Consider the following 17,293-nt stretch of genomic DNA (forward strand, 5'->3'; position numbering starts at 1 on the left):
CGCATCCATGCCCCGGGGGTTGTTCAGGTGAGGGTGACGGTGACGTTGTCGATCAGCCGGGTGCCGCCCACCCGGGCGGCCACCGCGAGCACGGCCACGCCCTCGTACGGCTCCTTCACCTCGGTGAAGGTGCGCGGGTCGACCAGGACCAGGTATTCCACCTTGAGCTCGGGGTTCCGGTCGAGCTCCTCGCGCGCGGCCGTACGGATCTCGTCGGGGGTGCGCCGGCCCGCGCCCGCCCGCAGCGCCCGCGAGAGCCCGAGCGCCACCTTCCTCTCCTCGGCCGACAGGTAGCGGTTGCGGCTGGACATGGCCAGCCCGTCGGGCTCGCGTACGGTGGGAGCGCCCAGGATCTCGACCGGCACGTCGAGGTCGGCGACCATGCGGCGGATGAGCGCGAGCTGTTGGGCGTCCTTCTCGCCGAAGACCGCGAGGTCGGGACGGACGAGGTTGAACAGCTTGAGCACCACCGTGAGCACGCCGTCGAAGTGGCCCGGCCGGAACTCGCCCTCGACGACGTCGCCCATCTGACCGGCGGAGACGCTCACCTGCCGGCCGGGCGGATACATGTCGTCGACGCCAGGATGGAACACCACGTCCACCCCTTCGGCCCGGCACACGTCGAGATCATCATCAAACGTACGCGGATAACGCGAAAAATCCTCGTTAGGGCCGAATTGGAGGGGATTGACGAAGATGCTGACCACGACCTGATCCGCGCGCTCGCGAGCCTGCCTGATCAGCGAGCGGTGCCCCTCGTGGAGGGCGCCCATGGTCGGCACCAGAGCGACGGTTCCGGGACGGCGGGCCGCGACCAGGTCTTCCCGGTTCCTGGCGACGATCAGATCCATGGCTGCCCTTTCACGCGACGGTTACGTCCATATATTGCCTCCCAGCGCGTCGAGCAGCCGCTCCGCCTCCTCCGGTTTGAGCAGCCCGGCCGCCAGCGCGCGGTCGGCGGTGAGCCTGGCCAGCGCGACGTAGGCGTCGGCGGCCTCGGGGGCCGCCAGGATCAGGGCATCCACGTGCTTGCGCACGGTGTTGGCGTCGCCGCGGACCACCGGTCCTGTCAGCCCCGCGATGCCGAGCCGCAGCACGTTGTCGAGCGCCGCGCCGAGCAGCGGCCCGAGCATGCGGCCCGGATGCTCGACGCCGATGCGGCGGAGCAGGTCGCCCGACTCGGCGATGAGCGTGACCATGTGGTTGGCCGCCCCGGCCAGGGCCGCGTGGTAGAGCGGGCGATCGGCGTCGGCGATCCAGACCGGCTCGCCGCCCATCTCGATCACCAGGGCCTCCGCCACCGGTCGCAGCGCCTCGGGCGCGGTCACGCCGTAGGAGATGCCGGTCAGCTTGTTGAGGTCGTCGTCACGTCCGGTGAACGTCATCACCGGGTGCAGCGCGAACGGCAGCGCACCCATGGCCGTGGCCGGGTCGAGCACCGACAGGCCGTGAGCCCCGCTCGTGTGCACGAGCATCTTGCCCCGCAGGCTGGCCCCCGTGGCGGCCAGCCCGCTGACCAGCGAGGGCAGCACGTCGTCGGGCACGGCCAGCAGGACCAGCTGGGCCGCCGCCACCACCTTGTCGGGCCGGGACGGCGTGACGCCGAGCCGCTCGGCCATCCAGCGCTGCGAGTCGTCGGACAGGCCGCTCGCTGCGACGACGCGGTGGCCGGCCTGCGCGAGCGCGGCCCCGAGGGCGGATCCGACCTTGCCCGCCCCGAGTACGCCGACAGTCAGCCGTGCCGGCCGATCCCCTGCGTCCATGACGTCTCACCCCTGTAGAGCCGAAGGCACCGTCAGCGTAGTGGTGGCCTCTCGTCGTGCCCACGGTAAGCCACGTCGACCGCCCGCGGATGCGCGGGCGTGCCCACGTGACTGGGGCTTTGCCCCGGGATGAGTTATCGACAAAAGCGACAAGGGCATACAAATGGTGCACCCCCTGTCGGAAGAGATGAGGAGAGGGGTTCATCGCACGGCTAGCGGGCGCCTGGTCCGTTTGGGACCGACGCCCGCGGCGGACGGGACCTCTTGGAGGTGCGCCGGCTGGTCATCCGCCGACCGACCTGCCGAAAGGAGAGCCCGGACCGGCATGACCGATCCGGGCTCTTTCACGGCTCAGCACTCACGCACCCCCGGCGGAGGGGTCAGCGGCGGGGGCCCAAGAAGGCCTGGGCACCGCCTTCGCAGCCTGCGATCGCGAGACCGACGACCGCGATGCCGTTGCCGCACACGTTGACGGGGGCGATGATCGGGATGCTGATCTGGTTGCCCGAGAGCACGCCGCCGGAGCCGTTCGTGACGTCTGCGTGCGCGGGGACGCCCGCCAGGGACATCGCGGCCACGGCTCCGGCGACGACCAGGACCTTCTTCAGCACGAGGGCTCCTTAAGGTTGCGCGGCCGTACAGGACCGCGAGAGTGCATGCTCGAAACGGACGCGCCGATGCTCACCCAGCGCGTGCGCCTGGCGACAACGGGTAAACGATAGCGCAAGGAAGCGGCACGGAGTAGTCACACGATGACCGTGCGTATCCGTGGCGAGTCATGAGATAGTCCAGGACATGTGGCTCACCTGGCGCGCCGCGACCGAACACGCGCTCTACGGCGAGAACGGCTTCTACCTCCGCGAACGCCCTTCGGGCCATTTCCGCACCTCGGTCAGCGCGTCCACGGCGTTCGCCGGCGCGGTCCTCCGGCTCCTCACGGAGGTGGACGCGAAGCTCGGCCACCCCGGCACGCTCGACCTGGTCGACATCGGCGCCGGCGAGGGTGAGCTCGTCACCCAGGTGCTGGCCGCCGCCGAGCCCGAGCTGCGCGACCGGCTGTGCGTCACCGCCGTCGACCTCTCACCGCGCCCGCACGCCCTGCCGGAACGCGTCCACTGGTCACCGCGCCTGCCCGCCGGGATCTCCGGGCTGGCCGTCGCCAACGAGTGGCTCGACAACGTGCCGGTCGACGTCGTGGAGCAGACCCCCGACGGGCCGCGGCTGGTCATGGTCAACGTACGCACGGGCGAGGAGCGCGTCGACGGGCCGCCGTGCCCCGACGACCTCGCCTGGCTCGAACGGTGGTGGCCGCTGCCCCGCGTGGGCGCGCGGGCCGAGATCGGCCGCCCGCGCGACGAGGCGTGGGCCTCGGTCGTGACCCGCCTCACCAGGGGCCAGGCGATCGCCGTCGATTATGCACACCCTGTGGACAACCGTCCTCCGTGCGGCACGCTGACCGGCTACCGCGACGGCGCGCTCGTCACGCCCGTACCCGACGGGAGCTGCGACATCACCGCGCACGTCGCGCTCGACGCGTGCGCCGAGGCCGGGCGGCGGGCCGGCGCGATATCCACAACCTTGTCCACACAGCGCGAGGCGCTGCGCGCGCTGGGCGTCACGGGTGCCCGTCCGCCGCTGGAGCTGGCCCGTACCGATCCGAGCGGCTACCTCAGGGCGCTCGCCCGCGCGTCGGAGGAGGCCGAGCTGATCAGCCCGCGGGGGCTCGGCGGCTTCGGCTGGCTCAGCCAGTGGCGGTGAGCTCCAGCGCCCGCAGGCCGCGGATGACGTAGCCGGGCTTCCACGCCGGCTCCTCGGTCAGCTCCAGCGTGACCGACCGGTCGAGCAGCGCGCCGAACGACTCGATGAGCTCGATCCTGGCCAGGGGCGCGCCCAGGCAGAAGTGGATGCCGGCGCCGAACGAGATGTGCGGGTTGTCCGCGCGTCCGACGTCGAGCCGGTCGGGGTCGGCGAAGACGGCCGGGTCGCGGTTGGCCGACCCGAACAGCAGGGCCACCTCCGAGCCGCGCGGGATGCGTACGCCGTGCACCTCGATGTCCTCGAGCACCCAGCGCTCGAACATCTGCAGCGGCGTGTCCCAGCGCATCAGCTCCTCGACCGCCGTGGGCAGCAGCGAGCGGTCGTGGCGCAGCCGTTCCAGCTCGGCCGGGTTCCTGAACAGCGCCCACCAGCCGTTGCCGGTGACGTTCACCGTGGCCTCGTGGCCGGCGTTGAGCAGCAGCACGCACGTGCCGACGAGCTCGTCCTCCGTCAGCTCCTCGACCTGCGTGAGCGCGCTGATCAGGTCGTCGCCGGGGGCGCGCCGGCGGGCCGCGGCGAGGTCGCTGAGGTAGGCGGAGAACTCGCTCGCCGCGCGGACCGCGGTGTGCTGGACCTCCGGCGTCGGGTTGAGCTCGTACATGCCGCAGATGTCGGACGACCACGGGCGCAGCAGGTGGCGGTCGGACTCGGGGATGCCGAGCATCTCGGCGATGACGGTGACCGGCAGCGGCTCGGCGACCTCGGCGATCAGATCACCGCCGCCCTTGTCCACGTACGCGTCCACCAGGCCCCTGGCGATGGCGCGGACCTGGGGACGCAGCGACTCGACCATGCGAGGGGTGAACGCCTTCGAGACCAGCCGGCGCAGTCTGGTGTGCACCGGCGGCTCGACATCGAGCATGCCCGCCCTGATCACCCGCCAGAACGGCTCCTGGAACTCCGGCTCCGGCGTCCTGCCGAACTCCTCGTGCGTGGCCACGTGCAGGTAGGACCGGCCGAGACGGCGGTCGCGCAGCAGCGCGTTGACGTCGGCGTGCCGCGCGATCAGCCACTGTCCGGTCGGCTCGTAGTAACTGACGGGCGCCTCGCGCCGCAGCACGTCGTAGGCCCCGTACGGGGACGCCACGAAATCCGGATTCCAAGGATCAAAAAGCACTATTTCATCTTAGAAGTGGATTACTCACTTTTGACAGCCTTCTTGGTGCGTACGCGGATGTTGAGCAGTTCGACGACGACCGAGAACGCCATCGCGAAGTAGATGTAGCCCTTCGGGATGTGCTGGTCGAGCCCTTCGGCGACGAGCACGACGCCGATGAGCACGAGGAACGCCAGGGCCAGCATCTTGACGCTCGGGTGCCGGTCGACGAAGCGGCTGATCGGCCCGGAGGCGAAGAGCATCACCACCACGGCGACCACGACCGCGGCGATCATCACGCCGAGTTGCTCCACCATGCCGACGGCGGTGATCACGGAGTCGAGCGAGAACACGATGTCGAGCACCATGATCTGCACGATCACCGAGGTGAAGGAGACGGCGGCGGCCTTCTTGCCGTCCCCGCCGTGCGCCGTGTCCATCGTGTGGCTGATCTCCGTGACGCTCTTGCCCAGCAGGAACAGGCCACCGAGCAGCAGAATCAGGTCGCGTCCGGAAATTTCGTGACCTAAGACCTCGAACAACGGCTCCGTCAGCTGGACCACCCACGACAGGCCGAGCAGCAGCAGGAGCCGGCTGACCAGGGCGGCGGCCAGCCCCAGCACCCGCGCCCTGTCGCGCTGTTCGGGCGGCAGCTTCCCGGCGAGGATGGAGATGAAGATGATGTTGTCGATCCCGAGCACGATCTCCAGGGCGACCAGGGTGAAGAAACCGATCCAGATCTGTGGGTCAGCCACCCAGTCGAACATCGGCGCACCTCCATGGCTCTAGTTGCTGACAGGTCTCCGGTAGCAACGAGCCCCACACGGCGGAAGTTCGCGATCACGAGGTTGGTGACCAAGTACGTCTCGCATATCGGTACACGGTGTTGTGCACCGATTTTCGCTTGCTATAGTCCCCCCGTAGGTCATGAGTGCCAGCGACAAGCCCCGGCTAGCTGGCCGGCAACCCTCGCGTCCGCGGCGGGGTGCCCCGGGTGAAGACCTGGTCCGTCACGAGGTGTGGCGGGCAAGCGCGGGCTCCGTGGCTGCTTTCCAGGGGTCCGATGAACCCTGAGGAGGTATGCCGTGTCCACGCTGACGATCTTCAACTCCGTTCCGACCCAGGCCGCCCACCAGCCGAGCCCGGCCGAGGAACGTCCCATCCCCGCCGTGCTCGGCGCCGACCTCGAGGTGCCGGTCAAGGGCGGCAGGCTCGTCGGGTACGCCAACCTCGACTACGCCGCCAGCGCCCCCTGTCTGGAGCCGGTCAGTGCCGCCGTCGCCGCGGCCCTCCCGGCCTACTCCAGCGTCCACCGCGGCGCGGGCTACGCCTCGCAGCTCACCACAGCCCGCTACGAGCAGGCCCGCCACACCGTACGGGCCTTCGTCGGCGCCCGCCCCGACGACGCCGTGATCTTCACCCGCAACACCACCGACGCCACCAACCTGCTGGCCGGCTGCCTGCCCGAGGGCACCACCACCGTGGTCTTCGACACCGAGCACCACGCCTCCCTGCTCCCCTGGAAGAACGCCGTACGGCTGGCCCCGCCCGCCTTCCCCGGCGAGGCCGTGCGCGCGGCCGACGAGGCGCTCGCCGCGATCGACGGGCCGAAGCTGCTCGTGGTCACCGCCGCCTCCAACGTCACCGGCGAGCTGTGGCCCATCGCCGCACTCGCGCACATCGCGCACCGGCACGGCGCCCGGATCTTCGTCGACGCCGCCCAGTACGTCCCGCACCGGCGCCTCAACCTGACCGCGCTCGACCTCGACTACGTGGCCTTCTCCGGGCACAAGCTGTACGCCCCGTTCGGGGCGGGGGCGCTGATCGGGCGGCGCGACTGGCTGGCCGACGGTGAGCCGTACCTGAAGGGCGGCGGCGCGGTGCGCTCCGTCGCGGAGACCACCGAGTGGCACGACGACCCGGAGCCGCGCCACGAGGCCGGCACCCCGAACGTGCTCGGCGCCATCGCCCTCGCCGCGGCCTGCGACGCGCTGAGCGCCACCGGCTGGACGGCGCTCGTCGAGGAGGAGGAGCGGCTGATCGGGCGGCTGCGCTCCGGACTCGCCGCCATCGAGGGCGTGCGGGAGCTGGCGCTGTGGGGCGACGCCCACCCGCGGGTGGGGATCGTGTCGTTCACCGTCGCCGGTTACACGGCCCGCGAGGTCGCCGAGGCACTGTCCGGCGAGTACGGCATCGGGGTGCGCGACGGGAAGTTCTGCGCGCACCCGTTCGTGCGGCACCTGCTGGGCGAGAGCGACGGCGGCTGCGCCGACGGCACCGCCTCGGCGGTCCGCGCCTCCATCGGCATCGGCACCACAGACGAACACGTGGACCGCCTGGTCGAGGCCCTGCGCGACCTCACCGCCCGCACCCGCTGACGCCCGGCCACCTCCACCCGACCGCCTCAGCGGTTGGGTGGCTTGCGGTGCTGGGGCGGCTCGTCGGCGATGAGGGCGTCGATGTCCCGCATGTCCTCATCGCTCAGCCTGCTGCCCGCGTCCCGATCGGACGGCTGCCGCGGCACCCGCGGATGCCCGGACCCGGGCTGCGAAGGCTGCTCGGGCTGCATGGGCATCGGCTGCGTGGACTCACCTCGTGTGGACTCACCTCGTGTGGGCTCGGGTCCTGTGCGCTCGGCCTGCGCGGGCGGCGCGCCCTCCCCCGTGTTCGCGCCGGAGTTCCAGGTGGTGCCCGCCGTCGTCCGGCTCGGGGTGTGCGCGGCCAGTTCCTGCTCCATGACGCGCCGCTCCGTACGCCTGCGGAACACCGCGTGGAAGATGCCGTCCAGACTGAGGCGCCCGCCACCCAGGGCCAGGAAGAGCAGGCAGAGCGCCCCCAGCGCCCCCGCGAGCTCCCAGCCGCCCTCGGAGACCATCACACCCCGTCCCCAGTGCGCGAACGTGATCGCGCCGAGCATGTCGGCCAACAGCAGCAGCGCCACCGGACGCACCAGCAGCCCCAGGATCAGCAGGACGCCGCCGATCGTCTCCACCGTCATCGCGTAGCCCGCGGCCAGGTCGGGCATCGGGATCCCCATCTCCGAGAACCCCTGGGCCGTGGCACTGTGTCCGGCCTGCCACTTCTGCCAGCCGTGTGCCACGAAGATCACGCCAGTGGCGACTCGCGCGATCAGCGACGCGATGTCAAAGACCACTCGCTTCATGGTGCTTTCTCCCCCCGTTCCTGGTATTCCTCCCCTTGGACGGCATAAGGAAGCGGGTCATGCCATGTCTTGACCTATCCCCCGCGCTGGCCCGCCGAACGGGACGGTGGCAGCATGGCCGTATGACGGAACGCGTGGTGGGAATCGGCGCGGGCGCGAAAGAACTGGCCACCGAGGACATGATCCTCAACATCGGCCCGCAGCACCCGTCCACGCACGGTGTGCTGAGGCTCCGGCTGACCCTCGACGGCGAGCGCATCACCGCCGCCGAGCCGATCATCGGCTACATGCACCGGGGCGCGGAGAAGCTCTTCGAGGTCCGCGACTACCGGCAGATCATCATGCTGGCCAACCGGCACGACTGGCTGTCGGGGTTCGCGAACGAGCTGGGCGTGGTGCTCGCCGCCGAACGCATGCTCGGCATGGAACCGCCGGTGCGGGCCGTGTGGGCGCGTACGCTGCTGGCCGAGCTCAACCGGGTGCTCAACCACCTGATGTTCCTCGGCTCCTACCCGCTGGAGCTCGGCGCGATGACGCCGCTGTTCTACTCCTTCAACGAGCGCGAACGCATCCAGGCCGTCATGGAGGAGATCTCCGGCGGGCGCATGCACTACATGTTCAACCGGGTCGGCGGCCTCAAGGAAGACCTCCCGTACGGCTGGCTCGACCGGGTGTCGGACGCGATCGCCGAGACCCGCCGTCGCGTGCCCGAGATCGAGGACCTCATCCTGCACAACGAGATCTTCATCGCCCGCACCAAGGGCGTGGGCGTCCTCACGCGCGAGCAGATCCTGCAGTACGGCGTGAGCGGCCCCATCGCCAGGGCCTCCGGCGTCGACCTCGACCTGCGCCGCGACGACCCGTACCTCGCCTACGGCGAACTGCCGGTGAAGGTCGTCACCCGCACCGCCGGCGACTGCCGGGCCCGGTTCGAGGTGCTGTTCGAGCAGCTGCGGGTCTCGCTCGACCTGGCCGAGGCCTGCGTCGACCGGCTGCGCTCGCTGCCGCCAGGCCCGATCAACCAGCGCCTGCCGAAGGTGCTCAAGGTGCCGGAGGGCCACACGTACGCCTGGACGGAGAACCCGCTCGGCATCAACGGCTACTACCTGGTCTCGAAGGGCGACAAGACGCCGTGGCGGCTCAAGCTGCGCTCGGCGTCCTACAGCAACATCCAGGTGCTGCGCGAGATGTTGCCCGGCCACCTGGTCGCCGACATGGTCGCCATCCTCGGCTCGATGTTCTTCGTCGTGGGCGACATCGACAAGTAGCGCGCTCAGTCGCGCTTGCCGGCCTCGCCCTGGTCCTTCGGCACCCGGCAGGCGTGCTCGAGATAGAGGGCCGCGCAGACCAGCAGCACGCACGACACGAGCGACCCCGACGCGATGAAGAACTCGGCGCGCGGCGTGTCACGGTCGAGCATCGGCGCCGTGTAGAACGCGAACCCGGCGAAGACCCCACCGAACGCTGCCCCGGCGTACGCCGACGCCTTGGCCAGGGCGGTCAGCCGGGCCACGGCCAGCGGCTCCACCGGTTTGGTGCCGGGTTTGCGGGCGATGCGGGCCTTGGTCACCCACCCGCTGTAGCCCTCGCCGAGCGCGAGGAACAGCACCGTGGGGATCGCCGTCCACGGGATGTAGAACCCGCCGTAGAAGTACCTGGTCGCCGCCCACGTGATCAGGCCGACGACGACGAGCAGGGCGACGAGATGGCCTGGATGGGTGGGCTTCAATCGGGCCTCTGCAGCTTGAGGTCGTCACGCAGGCGCACGCCCTGCCGGTCGAGCCCTTCCGCCAGCTCCGCCACCCGGCCGCGCCCGCGCAGCTCGCCATCCGGGTCGATCCACGCCCAGGGCACCATCACGAACGCCCGCTCGTGCGCCCTCGGGTGCGGCAACGTGAGGTCTGGTTCGTCGCTGACCGTCTCGCCCACCACGATGAGGTCGACGTCGAGGGTGCGCGACCCCCACCGCTCCTCGCGTACACGGCCGAAGGCGTTCTCGACGCTCTGCGCGCGCTCGAGGAGCGTGCGCGGCGCCAGGGTGGTCTCGGCGACCACGATCGCGTTCAGGTACGGACGCTGCCCGCCCGGCCCGCCGACCGGATCGGTCTCGAAGACGGGGGACGCCTTGACGAACGTGAGGCCCGGCGCGTCGAACAGCGTGTCCACCGCGCCCTGCAGCGTCTGGAACCGGTTGCCCAGGTTGCTGCCGAGGGAGAGCACCACTTTCATGCGCGGCTCCGCTCGATCGTCACGACGACGTCGCCGAAGGGCAGCGGGATCGGCGCCGCCGGCTTGTGGACGCTCACCTCGACCTTCTGCACCAGCTCGCTCGCCAGGCAGACGTCGGCCAGCCGCTGCGCGAGCGTCTCGATCAGCTGGACCGGCTCGCCCTCCACCACCTCGGTGAGCCGCTGGGCCAGCCGCCCGTAGTCGACGGTCTTGGCGAGGTCGTCACCGGCCGCGGCCGGCGCGGTGTCGAGGAACAGCGTCGCGTCGACGACGAACTCCTGCCCGAGTTCGCGTTCGGCGTCGAGCACGCCGTGTCTTCCGCGGGCCCGCAGGCCCTTGAGGGCAATGCGATCAGCGCTCAAGCTCGCCTTCCTCCTCCTCGTCGTCGTCACCCTGCAGCACCGGCGACCCGTGGTGCATCCACAGCCGCCAGCCCTGCGAGGTGCGGATGTAGACGTTGCTGGCCACCACCTTGCCCGCCGCGAAGCTGGCCTCACCCTCCTCCCCGGCGGTCAGGATGTTCTCGACGCAGGTCAGGACGGCCACGTCGCCGAGCACGGTGGTGTTGACGTCGGTGAGTACGAACTGGATGTACGTGGTGTTCGCCATGATCAGCGCCCACGAACGCAGCACCTCGGAGCGGCCCTGGAGGAGGGTCCAGCCGGGATGCACGCAGCTCACCTGGTCGGCGGCGGAGTCCTCGGCCCATACCTCGGTCATCTTGTCGAGGTCGCCGCTCTCGATCGCGGCGTAGAACTCCTGGTTGACCGTCTCGATGGCGGCGGTGTCGACGCTCATGTGGCTGCTCCGGCTCTCTTCCATGCGGCGGCCACGCGCACGGCATCGGCGTTGGGGGCTACCTGGTGGACACGTACGCACCAGGCTCCGGCGTGCGCGGCGAGTGCCGTCACGGCCAGTGTCGCGTCGTCGTTGCGGTCGAACGGCCGGGGTGTGCCGTCGGGGTCGGCCAGCAGCCGCCCCAGGAACCGCTTACGCGACGCGCCGATCAGCAAGGGGTAACCCATTTCGGTCAGCCGCGGGATCGCGGCCAGGATCGACCAGTTGTGCTCGGCGTTCTTGGCGAAACCGAGGCCGGGATCGAGAACGATCTGCTCCTCCGCGACGCCCTGGGCGAGCACCGTGTCGACCCTTTTGGTCAGTTCGGTGGTGACCTCGGCCACCACGTCGTCGTAGAGGGCGCGGCTCTGCATGTCGTGGCTGTGGCCGCGCCAGTGCATCACGACGTAGGTGGCGCCGGTCGCGGCCACCACGCGCGGCATCTCGGGGTCGGCGAGGCCGCCGCTCACGTCGTTGACCATGCGGGCGCCCGCCTCGACCGAGGCCCGCGCCACTTCGGCGCGCATGGTGTCGACGCTGACGACCGCGCCCTCCGCGGCCAGCGCCCGGATGACGGGAACGACCCGCGCCAGCTCCTCCTCGAGCGACACCCGCGCCGCTCCCGGCCGGGTGGACTCGCCGCCCACGTCGACGATGTCGGCGCCCTCAGCGATCAGGTCGAGGCCATGGCGGATGGCGGCCTTCTCGTCGAACCACCTGCCGCCGTCGGAGAACGAATCGGGCGTCACGTTGACGACGCCCATGACAAGGCACCGCTCCGCACCCCCCGGCGCGTTCATGGGCACGCTAGTCATGGGGCAAGCCTAGGCGCTTCCCCACACTTGTTGACATCGTGGGTACCCCGTTCGATCGTCACCGGCCCAGGATCAGCGCCATCGCCTCGGATCGGGTGCTGTCGCTCGTACGGAAGTTGCCACGGACGGCCGAGGTGACCGTCTTGGCTCCCGGTTTGCGTACGCCCCGCATGGTCATGCACAGGTGTTCTGCCTCGACCACCACGATCACCCCGCGCGGGTCGAGCACCCGTACGAGCGCGTCGGCGATCTGCGACGTCATGCGCTCCTGCACCTGCGGACGGCGGGCGAAGACGTCGACCAGCCTGGCCAGCTTCGACAGGCCGGTCACCTGGCCGCGCTCGTTGGGGATGTAGCCCACGTGCGCCAGCCCGTGGAAGGGCACCAGGTGGTGCTCGCACGTCGAGTACACCTCGATGTCGCGGACGAGCACCATCTCGTCGTGGTCGACGTCGAAGACCTTGGTCAGGACGTCCTCGGGGGCCTGGCCGAGCCCGGAGTACTGCTCGGCCATGGCCCGGGCGACCCTGGCGGGCGTCTCGACGAGGCCGTCACGGTCGGGGTCCTCGCCGATGGCGTAGAGGATCTCGCGGACGGCCTTCTCGATGCGCGCCAGGTCGACGTCGTACTGGGTCACGCGCCGTCTCCGGACGGCAGGGCCTCCTGGTGGCCGCCGGTGAGCGAGCCGTTGGCCGACTGCCGCTCCTTCGGGGTCAGGATCGGCGGACGGTCGGACGGAAGCCGCTTGCCGTAGCCCGCGTAGGACGGACGGTGCTCCTTGACGACCACGGGAGCGAAGATCTGCAGCACCTGGTCGCGGGAGAGGGTCTCCTTCTCCATGAGCTCGAGCACCAGGTTGTCGAGCACGTCGCGGTACTGGACCAGGATGTCCCAGGCCTGGTCGTGCGCCGACTCGATCATCCGGCGGACCTCCTCGTCGATCGTGGAGGCGATCTTCTCGGAGTAGTCGCGCTCGTGGCCCATCTCGCGGCCGAGGAACACCTCGGCCTGGCCGGTGCCGAACTTACGGGCGCCGAGCTGCTCGCTCATGCCGTACTCGGTCACCATGCGGCGGGCGACCGCCGTGGCCTTCTCGATGTCGTTGGAGGCGCCGGTGGTGGGCTCGTGGAAGACGAGCTCCTCCGCCGCGCGGCCGCCGAGCAGCATCGCGAGCTGGTCCATCATCTCGGACCTGGTGGCGAGGAACTTGTCCTCCATCGGCAGCGTCATCGTGTAGCCGAGGGCGCGACCGCGGGACAGGATCGTGATCTTGTGGACCGGGTCGGAGTTGGGCAGCGCGTGCGCCACCAGAGCGTGACCGCCTTCGTGGTAGGCGATCATCTTCTTCTCCTTGTCGGACATGACCCGCGTCTTGCGCTCGGGCCCTGCCATGACACGGTCGATCGACTCCTCGAGGACGTCCATCGTGATCAGCTTCTGGTCGGCCCGCGCGGTGAGCAGGGCCGCCTCGTTGATCACGTTGGCCAGGTCGGCGCCGGTGAACCCGGGGGTGCGGCGCGCGATGACGTCGAGGTCGACGTCGGGCGCGAACGGCTTGCCGCGGCCGTGGACCTTGAGGATGCCCTTGCGGCCCTCGAGGTCGGGACGGTCGACGGTGACCTGCCGGTCGAAGCGGCCGGGACGCAGCAGCGCGGGGTCGAGGATGTCGGGCCGGTTGGTCGCCGCGATGAGGATCACGCCGCCCTTGACGTCGAAGCCGTCCATCTCGACGAGCAGCTGGTTGAGCGTCTGCTCGCGCTCGTCGTGACCGCCGCCGAGGCCGGCGCCGCGATGACGGCCGACCGCGTCGATCTCGTCGATGAAGATGATGGCCGGGGCGTTGGCCTTGGCCTGCTCGAACAGGTCGCGAACGCGCGAGGCGCCGACACCGACGAACATCTCGACGAAGTCGGAACCGGAGATCGAGTAGAAGGGCACGCCTGCCTCGCCCGCGACGGCGCGCGCGAGCAGGGTCTTGCCGGTGCCGGGCGGGCCGTACAGGAGCACGCCCTTGGGGATCTTGGCGCCGATCGCCTGGAACTTGGCCGGGGCCTGGAGGAACTCCTTGATCTCCTGGAGCTCCTCGATGGCCTCGTCGGCGCCCGCGACGTCGGCGAAGGTGGTCTTCGGGGTGTCCTTGGTGATGAGCTTGGCCTTCGACTTGCCGAAGTTCATCACCCGCGAGCCGCCGCCCTGCATCTGGTTCATGATGAACAGGAACAGCAGCACGATGACGACGAACGGCAGGAAGCTCACCAGGATGCTGACCAGCAGGTTGTCCTGGGGAACCTCGATGGTGAAGCTCTTGGTCTTGCCGGCGTCGACCTGAGCCTGCAGCTCGTCGGTCAGCTTGCTGCCGTAGCCGCTGACCCAGTCGGACTGGATCAGCTTGGTCGGCTGGTCACCGGGCTTGACCGCCACCGGCTTGACCAGGGTGACCTCGATGCGGTTGTCCTTGTCGACAATCTTGGCGTTGCTGACGTTTCCGGCGCGAATCTGCTGCAGGACCAAGGACGTGTCGGCCGTCTTGTAATTTCCGCCGCCACCGAACAACTGCGTGACGAGCAGGAGCAGCACGACGATGCCCAGGATCCACAGCAGTGGCCCACGTGTAAATCGCTTGAGATCCATCCGATGCGGAACCCCTTGCGGGCCCGTCCCTTCCTGACCATGGCCTGGAACCCCGGGCTGCCCCGGGGCCGCGGCATCCGACACCGCGACTTCTGACTACCCGAAGGCGACACGCGGTCACCCTTCAGAAGTCTGAAGGTACACCGGCAGAGCGCACGGAGGGACCCGCCCGCTGCACCGGCCTTGCCCTTTCAACGTACGTCACGTTGCGCGGTGTTCCCGGTCCTGTGCCAATCGCTACTGATAAACGTGCGGCGCCAGGGTGCCGATGAAGGGCAGGTTGCGGTATCGCTCCGCGTAGTCGAGGCCATAACCGATGACGAACTCGTTGGGAATGTCGAAGCCCACGTATTTGACGTTGATGGGCACCTTCACCGCATCGGGTTTGCGCAGCGCGGTGCAGATCTCCAGCGACGCAGGATTGCGCGCTTTCAGGTTTTCCAGCAGCCAGTGCAGGGTGAGGCCGGAGTCGATGATGTCCTCGACGATGAGCACGTGGCGGTTCAGAATGTCGGTGTCGAGGTCTTTCAGCACGCGCACGACGCCGGACGACCGGGTGCCGGCGCCGTACGACGACACCGCCATCCAGTCCATCTGCACCGGCACGTGCAGGGCCCTGGCCAGGTCGGCCATCACCATGACGGCGCCCTTCAGCACCCCCACGAGCAGCACGTCCTTGCCCGCGTAGTCCTCGTCGATCCGGGCGGCCAGCTCTTTGATCTTGCCTTGGAGCTCGGCCTCGGGAATGAGGACTTTCTCAAGGTCACGGCCCATGTCGGCAGCGTCCACCTGTGGTTCCTTACGGGATGGGAGTGATGGCGAGTATCAGAGTGCCATATCGCCGCACAGCGGTCAGACCCCCGGGCAGGTCAACGGCTTTCTGCCCACGCCACCGCGTGACGAGCCGGTCGACGGCCAGCACATGGGTGGCGGAAAGCGCCCCGGACGGCGCTCCGGCGGCGAGGGCGGCCCGCCGCAGGACCCTCCTGCGGACGGCGTCGGGCAGTTTCTCGAGCTTCGCGACGCTCAACTCCACCGGCTTTCCCGGCGCGGCGATATCGCTTAGAGCGCAATCGGTATAGGCCGATCCGGCCCATATGTCGAGCGCGTCGGCGTCCTCGCGGGCCAGCCTCGCGGTGCGCGCGAGCGCGTCGGCGACTCCGGGGCCGAGTTCGGCCTCCAGGACGGGCAGGACCTTCCGCCGGACGCGCACCCGCGTGAAGCGGGGGTCGTCGTTGTGCGGGTCGTCCCAGGGGGCAAGACCCAGGGCCGCGCACGCGGCGACGGTGGTGGCCCGCGGAAGGTCGAGGAAGGGCCGGCGGTAGCGGCCCGACACGGCGGCCATCCCCGACAGCGACCGCGGCCCGCTGCCCCTGGCGAGCCCCAGGAGCACGGTCTCCGCCTGGTCGTCGCGCGTGTGGCCGAGCAGCACCGCGTCGGCGCCGAGCCGGTCGGCGGCCGCCGCGAGCGCGCCGTAGCGGGCCTCGCGCGCCGCCGCCTCCGGCCCGCCCGCGGTGCCGACCTCGACGGTGAGGACCTCTGCCGGATCGAGCCCGAGCTCGCCGGACCCCACCTCGGCGACCGTACGGGCCCGCTCGGCCGAACCCGGCTGCAACTGGTGGTCGACGGTGAGCAGCCCGGCACGCAGCCCCGCGCGGGGCGCGACGAAACCGAGCGCCGCCGCCAGCGCCAGCGAGTCGGCGCCGCCGCTGCACGCCACCAGCACCGACGCCCCCTGCGGGACGTCGGCCAGCGCTTCGCGCACGGCCCTGCGCACGTCGGCTACGGCTGGATGTGGGCCCACGCCTGCATTCTCCCGTGCCGCCATGCCCCCGGCGACTGCACCGGGGGTGCGGCGAAAAGGTCAGGCGGGCAGCGCCGGGGTGCCGATGACGCGGTCGATCCAGGAGGTCGGGTCGGAGATCTCCTGGTGGGTGGGGAGGGTCTGCGGCGACGTCCAGATGCGGTTGAAACCGTCCATGCCGACGCGGTCGACGACCGTGCGGACGAACGCCGAGCCCTCGGCGTACTGCTTCATCTTGAGGTCGATGCCGAGCAGGCGGCGGACGGTGCGGTCGAGGCGGGAGCCGCCCTCGCGGCGGTGGGCGAACTTGCCGCGGATCTCGCCCACCGTGGGCACCACGGACGGGCCAACCGCGTCCATGACGTAGTCGCCATGGCCCTCGACCAGGGTCATCACAGCAGTGAGCCGGTCGAGGATCTCCTTCTGCCCGGGCGACTGGATGGCGTCGATGAGGTTGCCCTCGCCGCCGCGCACCACGTCGGCGACGGTGTCGGCGGCGCTGCGCAGGCGTTCGAGCAGGGTGGGCAGGTCGAGGTCGGACGCGAGCAGGAACTCGGTCATCTGCGAGCGGACGTACTCGCGCAGCCACGGCACACCCGTGAACTGCACCCGGTGGGTCTCCTCGTGCAGGCAGACCCACAGGCGGAAGTCGTGCGGGTTGACGCCCATCTCGCGCTCGGCGTGCACGATGTTGGGCGCGACCAGCGTCAGCCGGCCGGTCGGCTCCTGGCCCGTGGGGTCGGGCGGCAGGAACAGCTCGTACTGGCCGAGCACCCGCGAGGCGAGGAAGGCGAGGACGGCCCCGACCTCGACGCCCGTGATGCGCGACCCCACGGCCGAGACGATGGCCGGCGGCGGGTTGTCGCCGCGCGCCATGCGCTCGGTGAGAGGTTCGAGCACCACACGGAAGCCCGCGACGTTCGCCTTGATCCAGCCTGGCCGGTCGACGACGGTCGCGGTCTGCGGCGCGGTGTCGGTGTCGATCTTCGTGAACTCGCGCACGTGGCCCTCGGCCTCGCGGGACAGCGTACGGAGCTCGGTGACGGCCTGTCTGGCCTCCTCCCGGCTCACCTGAGGACCGGGGCGCACCAGGCGCGTACCGGTCGTGACGGCCAGATCCCAGTCGATCACCTGCAT

19 protein-coding genes and 1 riboswitch are annotated in these 17,293 nt (G+C 70.1%); of the genes, 3 read left to right on the forward strand and 16 right to left on the reverse strand.

From position 1 onward, the window contains the following. Positions 1 to 23 precede the first annotated feature (23 nt). From panC to BLR04_RS18720, 3 genes are all read right to left on the reverse strand, one after another. Entirely contained in the window at positions 24 to 851 is an 828-nt protein-coding gene (panC, locus tag BLR04_RS18710) for a pantoate--beta-alanine ligase (RefSeq protein WP_090766542.1), read from the reverse strand. A 21-nt stretch (positions 852 to 872) separates the two neighbouring features. Next, positions 873 to 1,763: a Rossmann-like and DUF2520 domain-containing protein gene (locus tag BLR04_RS18715; RefSeq protein ID WP_090766545.1), complete on the reverse strand. Its 891-nt coding sequence runs from the start codon at positions 1,761 to 1,763 to the stop codon at positions 873 to 875. A 380-nt stretch (positions 1,764 to 2,143) separates the two neighbouring features. Beyond that, on the reverse strand, positions 2,144 to 2,374 hold the full coding sequence (locus BLR04_RS18720) for a chaplin (protein ID WP_245740328.1): 231 nt from the start codon (positions 2,372 to 2,374) through the stop codon (positions 2,144 to 2,146). Positions 2,375 to 2,558: 184 nt separating this feature from the next. Between BLR04_RS18720 and BLR04_RS18725 the strand changes: the two genes are divergently transcribed. Beyond that, positions 2,559 to 3,521, forward strand: coding sequence for an SAM-dependent methyltransferase (locus BLR04_RS18725; RefSeq protein ID WP_090766548.1), 963 nt, complete (start codon positions 2,559 to 2,561; stop codon positions 3,519 to 3,521). Here the strand turns inward: BLR04_RS18725 and BLR04_RS18730 are convergent. Together BLR04_RS18730 and BLR04_RS18735 are read right to left on the reverse strand one after the other, a co-directional pair. Continuing rightward, positions 3,505 to 4,698 (reverse strand): cytochrome P450, encoded by a 1,194-nt coding sequence (locus tag BLR04_RS18730; protein WP_090766551.1) that lies wholly within the window; start codon positions 4,696 to 4,698, stop codon positions 3,505 to 3,507. The two genes, BLR04_RS18725 and BLR04_RS18730, sit on opposite strands and share 17 nt — an antisense overlap. 20 nt (positions 4,699 to 4,718) lie before the next feature. Next, on the reverse strand, positions 4,719 to 5,444 hold the full coding sequence (locus BLR04_RS18735; protein ID WP_090766554.1) for a TerC family protein: 726 nt from the start codon (positions 5,442 to 5,444) through the stop codon (positions 4,719 to 4,721). 156 nt (positions 5,445 to 5,600) lie between these two features. After that, positions 5,601 to 5,716: riboswitch (SAM riboswitch) on the forward strand. A gap of 55 nt (positions 5,717 to 5,771) precedes the next feature. On the opposite strand from BLR04_RS18735, the gene BLR04_RS18740 reads away from it, so the two are divergent. Next, a complete protein-coding gene (locus BLR04_RS18740) occupies positions 5,772 to 7,055 on the forward strand; it encodes an aminotransferase class V-fold PLP-dependent enzyme (protein WP_425413443.1) in 1,284 nt (427 codons plus the stop codon). Between the two features lie 26 nt (positions 7,056 to 7,081). Here BLR04_RS18740 and BLR04_RS18745 read toward each other — a convergent pair whose 3' ends face one another. Then, entirely contained in the window at positions 7,082 to 7,840 is a 759-nt protein-coding gene (locus BLR04_RS18745; protein WP_090766560.1) for a DoxX family protein, read from the reverse strand. A gap of 122 nt (positions 7,841 to 7,962) precedes the next feature. On the opposite strand from BLR04_RS18745, the gene BLR04_RS18750 reads away from it, so the two are divergent. Further along, on the forward strand, positions 7,963 to 9,108 hold the full coding sequence (locus tag BLR04_RS18750) for an NADH-quinone oxidoreductase subunit D (protein WP_090766563.1): 1,146 nt from the start codon (positions 7,963 to 7,965) through the stop codon (positions 9,106 to 9,108). Positions 9,109 to 9,113: 5 nt separating this feature from the next. On the opposite strand, the gene BLR04_RS18755 is transcribed toward BLR04_RS18750, so the two are convergent. From BLR04_RS18755 to BLR04_RS18800, 10 genes are all read right to left on the reverse strand, one after another. Next, on the reverse strand, positions 9,114 to 9,569 hold the full coding sequence (locus BLR04_RS18755) for a DUF3180 domain-containing protein (RefSeq protein WP_090766565.1): 456 nt from the start codon (positions 9,567 to 9,569) through the stop codon (positions 9,114 to 9,116). Then, positions 9,566 to 10,069 carry a 2-amino-4-hydroxy-6-hydroxymethyldihydropteridine diphosphokinase gene (gene folK / locus BLR04_RS18760; RefSeq protein ID WP_090766568.1) on the reverse strand — a complete coding sequence of 168 codons (504 nt, stop codon included), beginning with the start codon at positions 10,067 to 10,069 and terminating at the stop codon, positions 9,566 to 9,568. Before folK ends, BLR04_RS18755 begins: the two co-directional genes overlap by 4 nt. Continuing rightward, a complete protein-coding gene (folB, locus tag BLR04_RS18765; RefSeq protein ID WP_090766569.1) occupies positions 10,066 to 10,431 on the reverse strand; it encodes a dihydroneopterin aldolase in 366 nt (121 codons plus the stop codon). The genes folK and folB overlap by 4 nt, the downstream gene beginning before the upstream one ends. Beyond that, positions 10,421 to 10,867 (reverse strand): nuclear transport factor 2 family protein, encoded by a 447-nt coding sequence (locus tag BLR04_RS18770; RefSeq protein WP_090766572.1) that lies wholly within the window; start codon positions 10,865 to 10,867, stop codon positions 10,421 to 10,423. The genes folB and BLR04_RS18770 overlap by 11 nt, the downstream gene beginning before the upstream one ends. Further along, positions 10,864 to 11,721 (reverse strand): dihydropteroate synthase, encoded by an 858-nt coding sequence (gene folP, locus BLR04_RS18775; protein WP_449291512.1) that lies wholly within the window; start codon positions 11,719 to 11,721, stop codon positions 10,864 to 10,866. Before folP ends, BLR04_RS18770 begins: the two co-directional genes overlap by 4 nt. 58 nt (positions 11,722 to 11,779) lie before the next feature. Beyond that, the gene (gene folE, locus BLR04_RS18780; protein ID WP_090766578.1) at positions 11,780 to 12,358 is read right to left on the reverse strand and encodes a GTP cyclohydrolase I FolE; all 579 of its coding nucleotides are present in this window, start codon (positions 12,356 to 12,358) and stop codon (positions 11,780 to 11,782) included. After that, positions 12,355 to 14,352, reverse strand: a complete 1,998-nt coding sequence (gene ftsH / locus BLR04_RS18785; RefSeq protein WP_090766581.1) for an ATP-dependent zinc metalloprotease FtsH — start codon at positions 14,350 to 14,352, stop codon at positions 12,355 to 12,357. The genes folE and ftsH overlap by 4 nt, the downstream gene beginning before the upstream one ends. A 237-nt stretch (positions 14,353 to 14,589) precedes the next feature. Next, positions 14,590 to 15,141, reverse strand: a complete 552-nt coding sequence (gene hpt, locus BLR04_RS18790; protein ID WP_245740329.1) for a hypoxanthine phosphoribosyltransferase — start codon at positions 15,139 to 15,141, stop codon at positions 14,590 to 14,592. Positions 15,142 to 15,151: 10 nt separating this feature from the next. Continuing rightward, on the reverse strand, positions 15,152 to 16,156 hold the full coding sequence (tilS, locus tag BLR04_RS18795; protein WP_245740330.1) for a tRNA lysidine(34) synthetase TilS: 1,005 nt from the start codon (positions 16,154 to 16,156) through the stop codon (positions 15,152 to 15,154). Positions 16,157 to 16,216: 60 nt separating this feature from the next. Continuing rightward, entirely contained in the window at positions 16,217 to 17,293 is a 1,077-nt protein-coding gene (locus tag BLR04_RS18800; RefSeq protein ID WP_176903164.1) for a zinc-dependent metalloprotease, read from the reverse strand.

Source organism: Nonomuraea maritima (assembly GCF_900100395.1).
GTDB lineage: Bacteria > Actinomycetota > Actinomycetes > Streptosporangiales > Streptosporangiaceae > Nonomuraea > Nonomuraea maritima.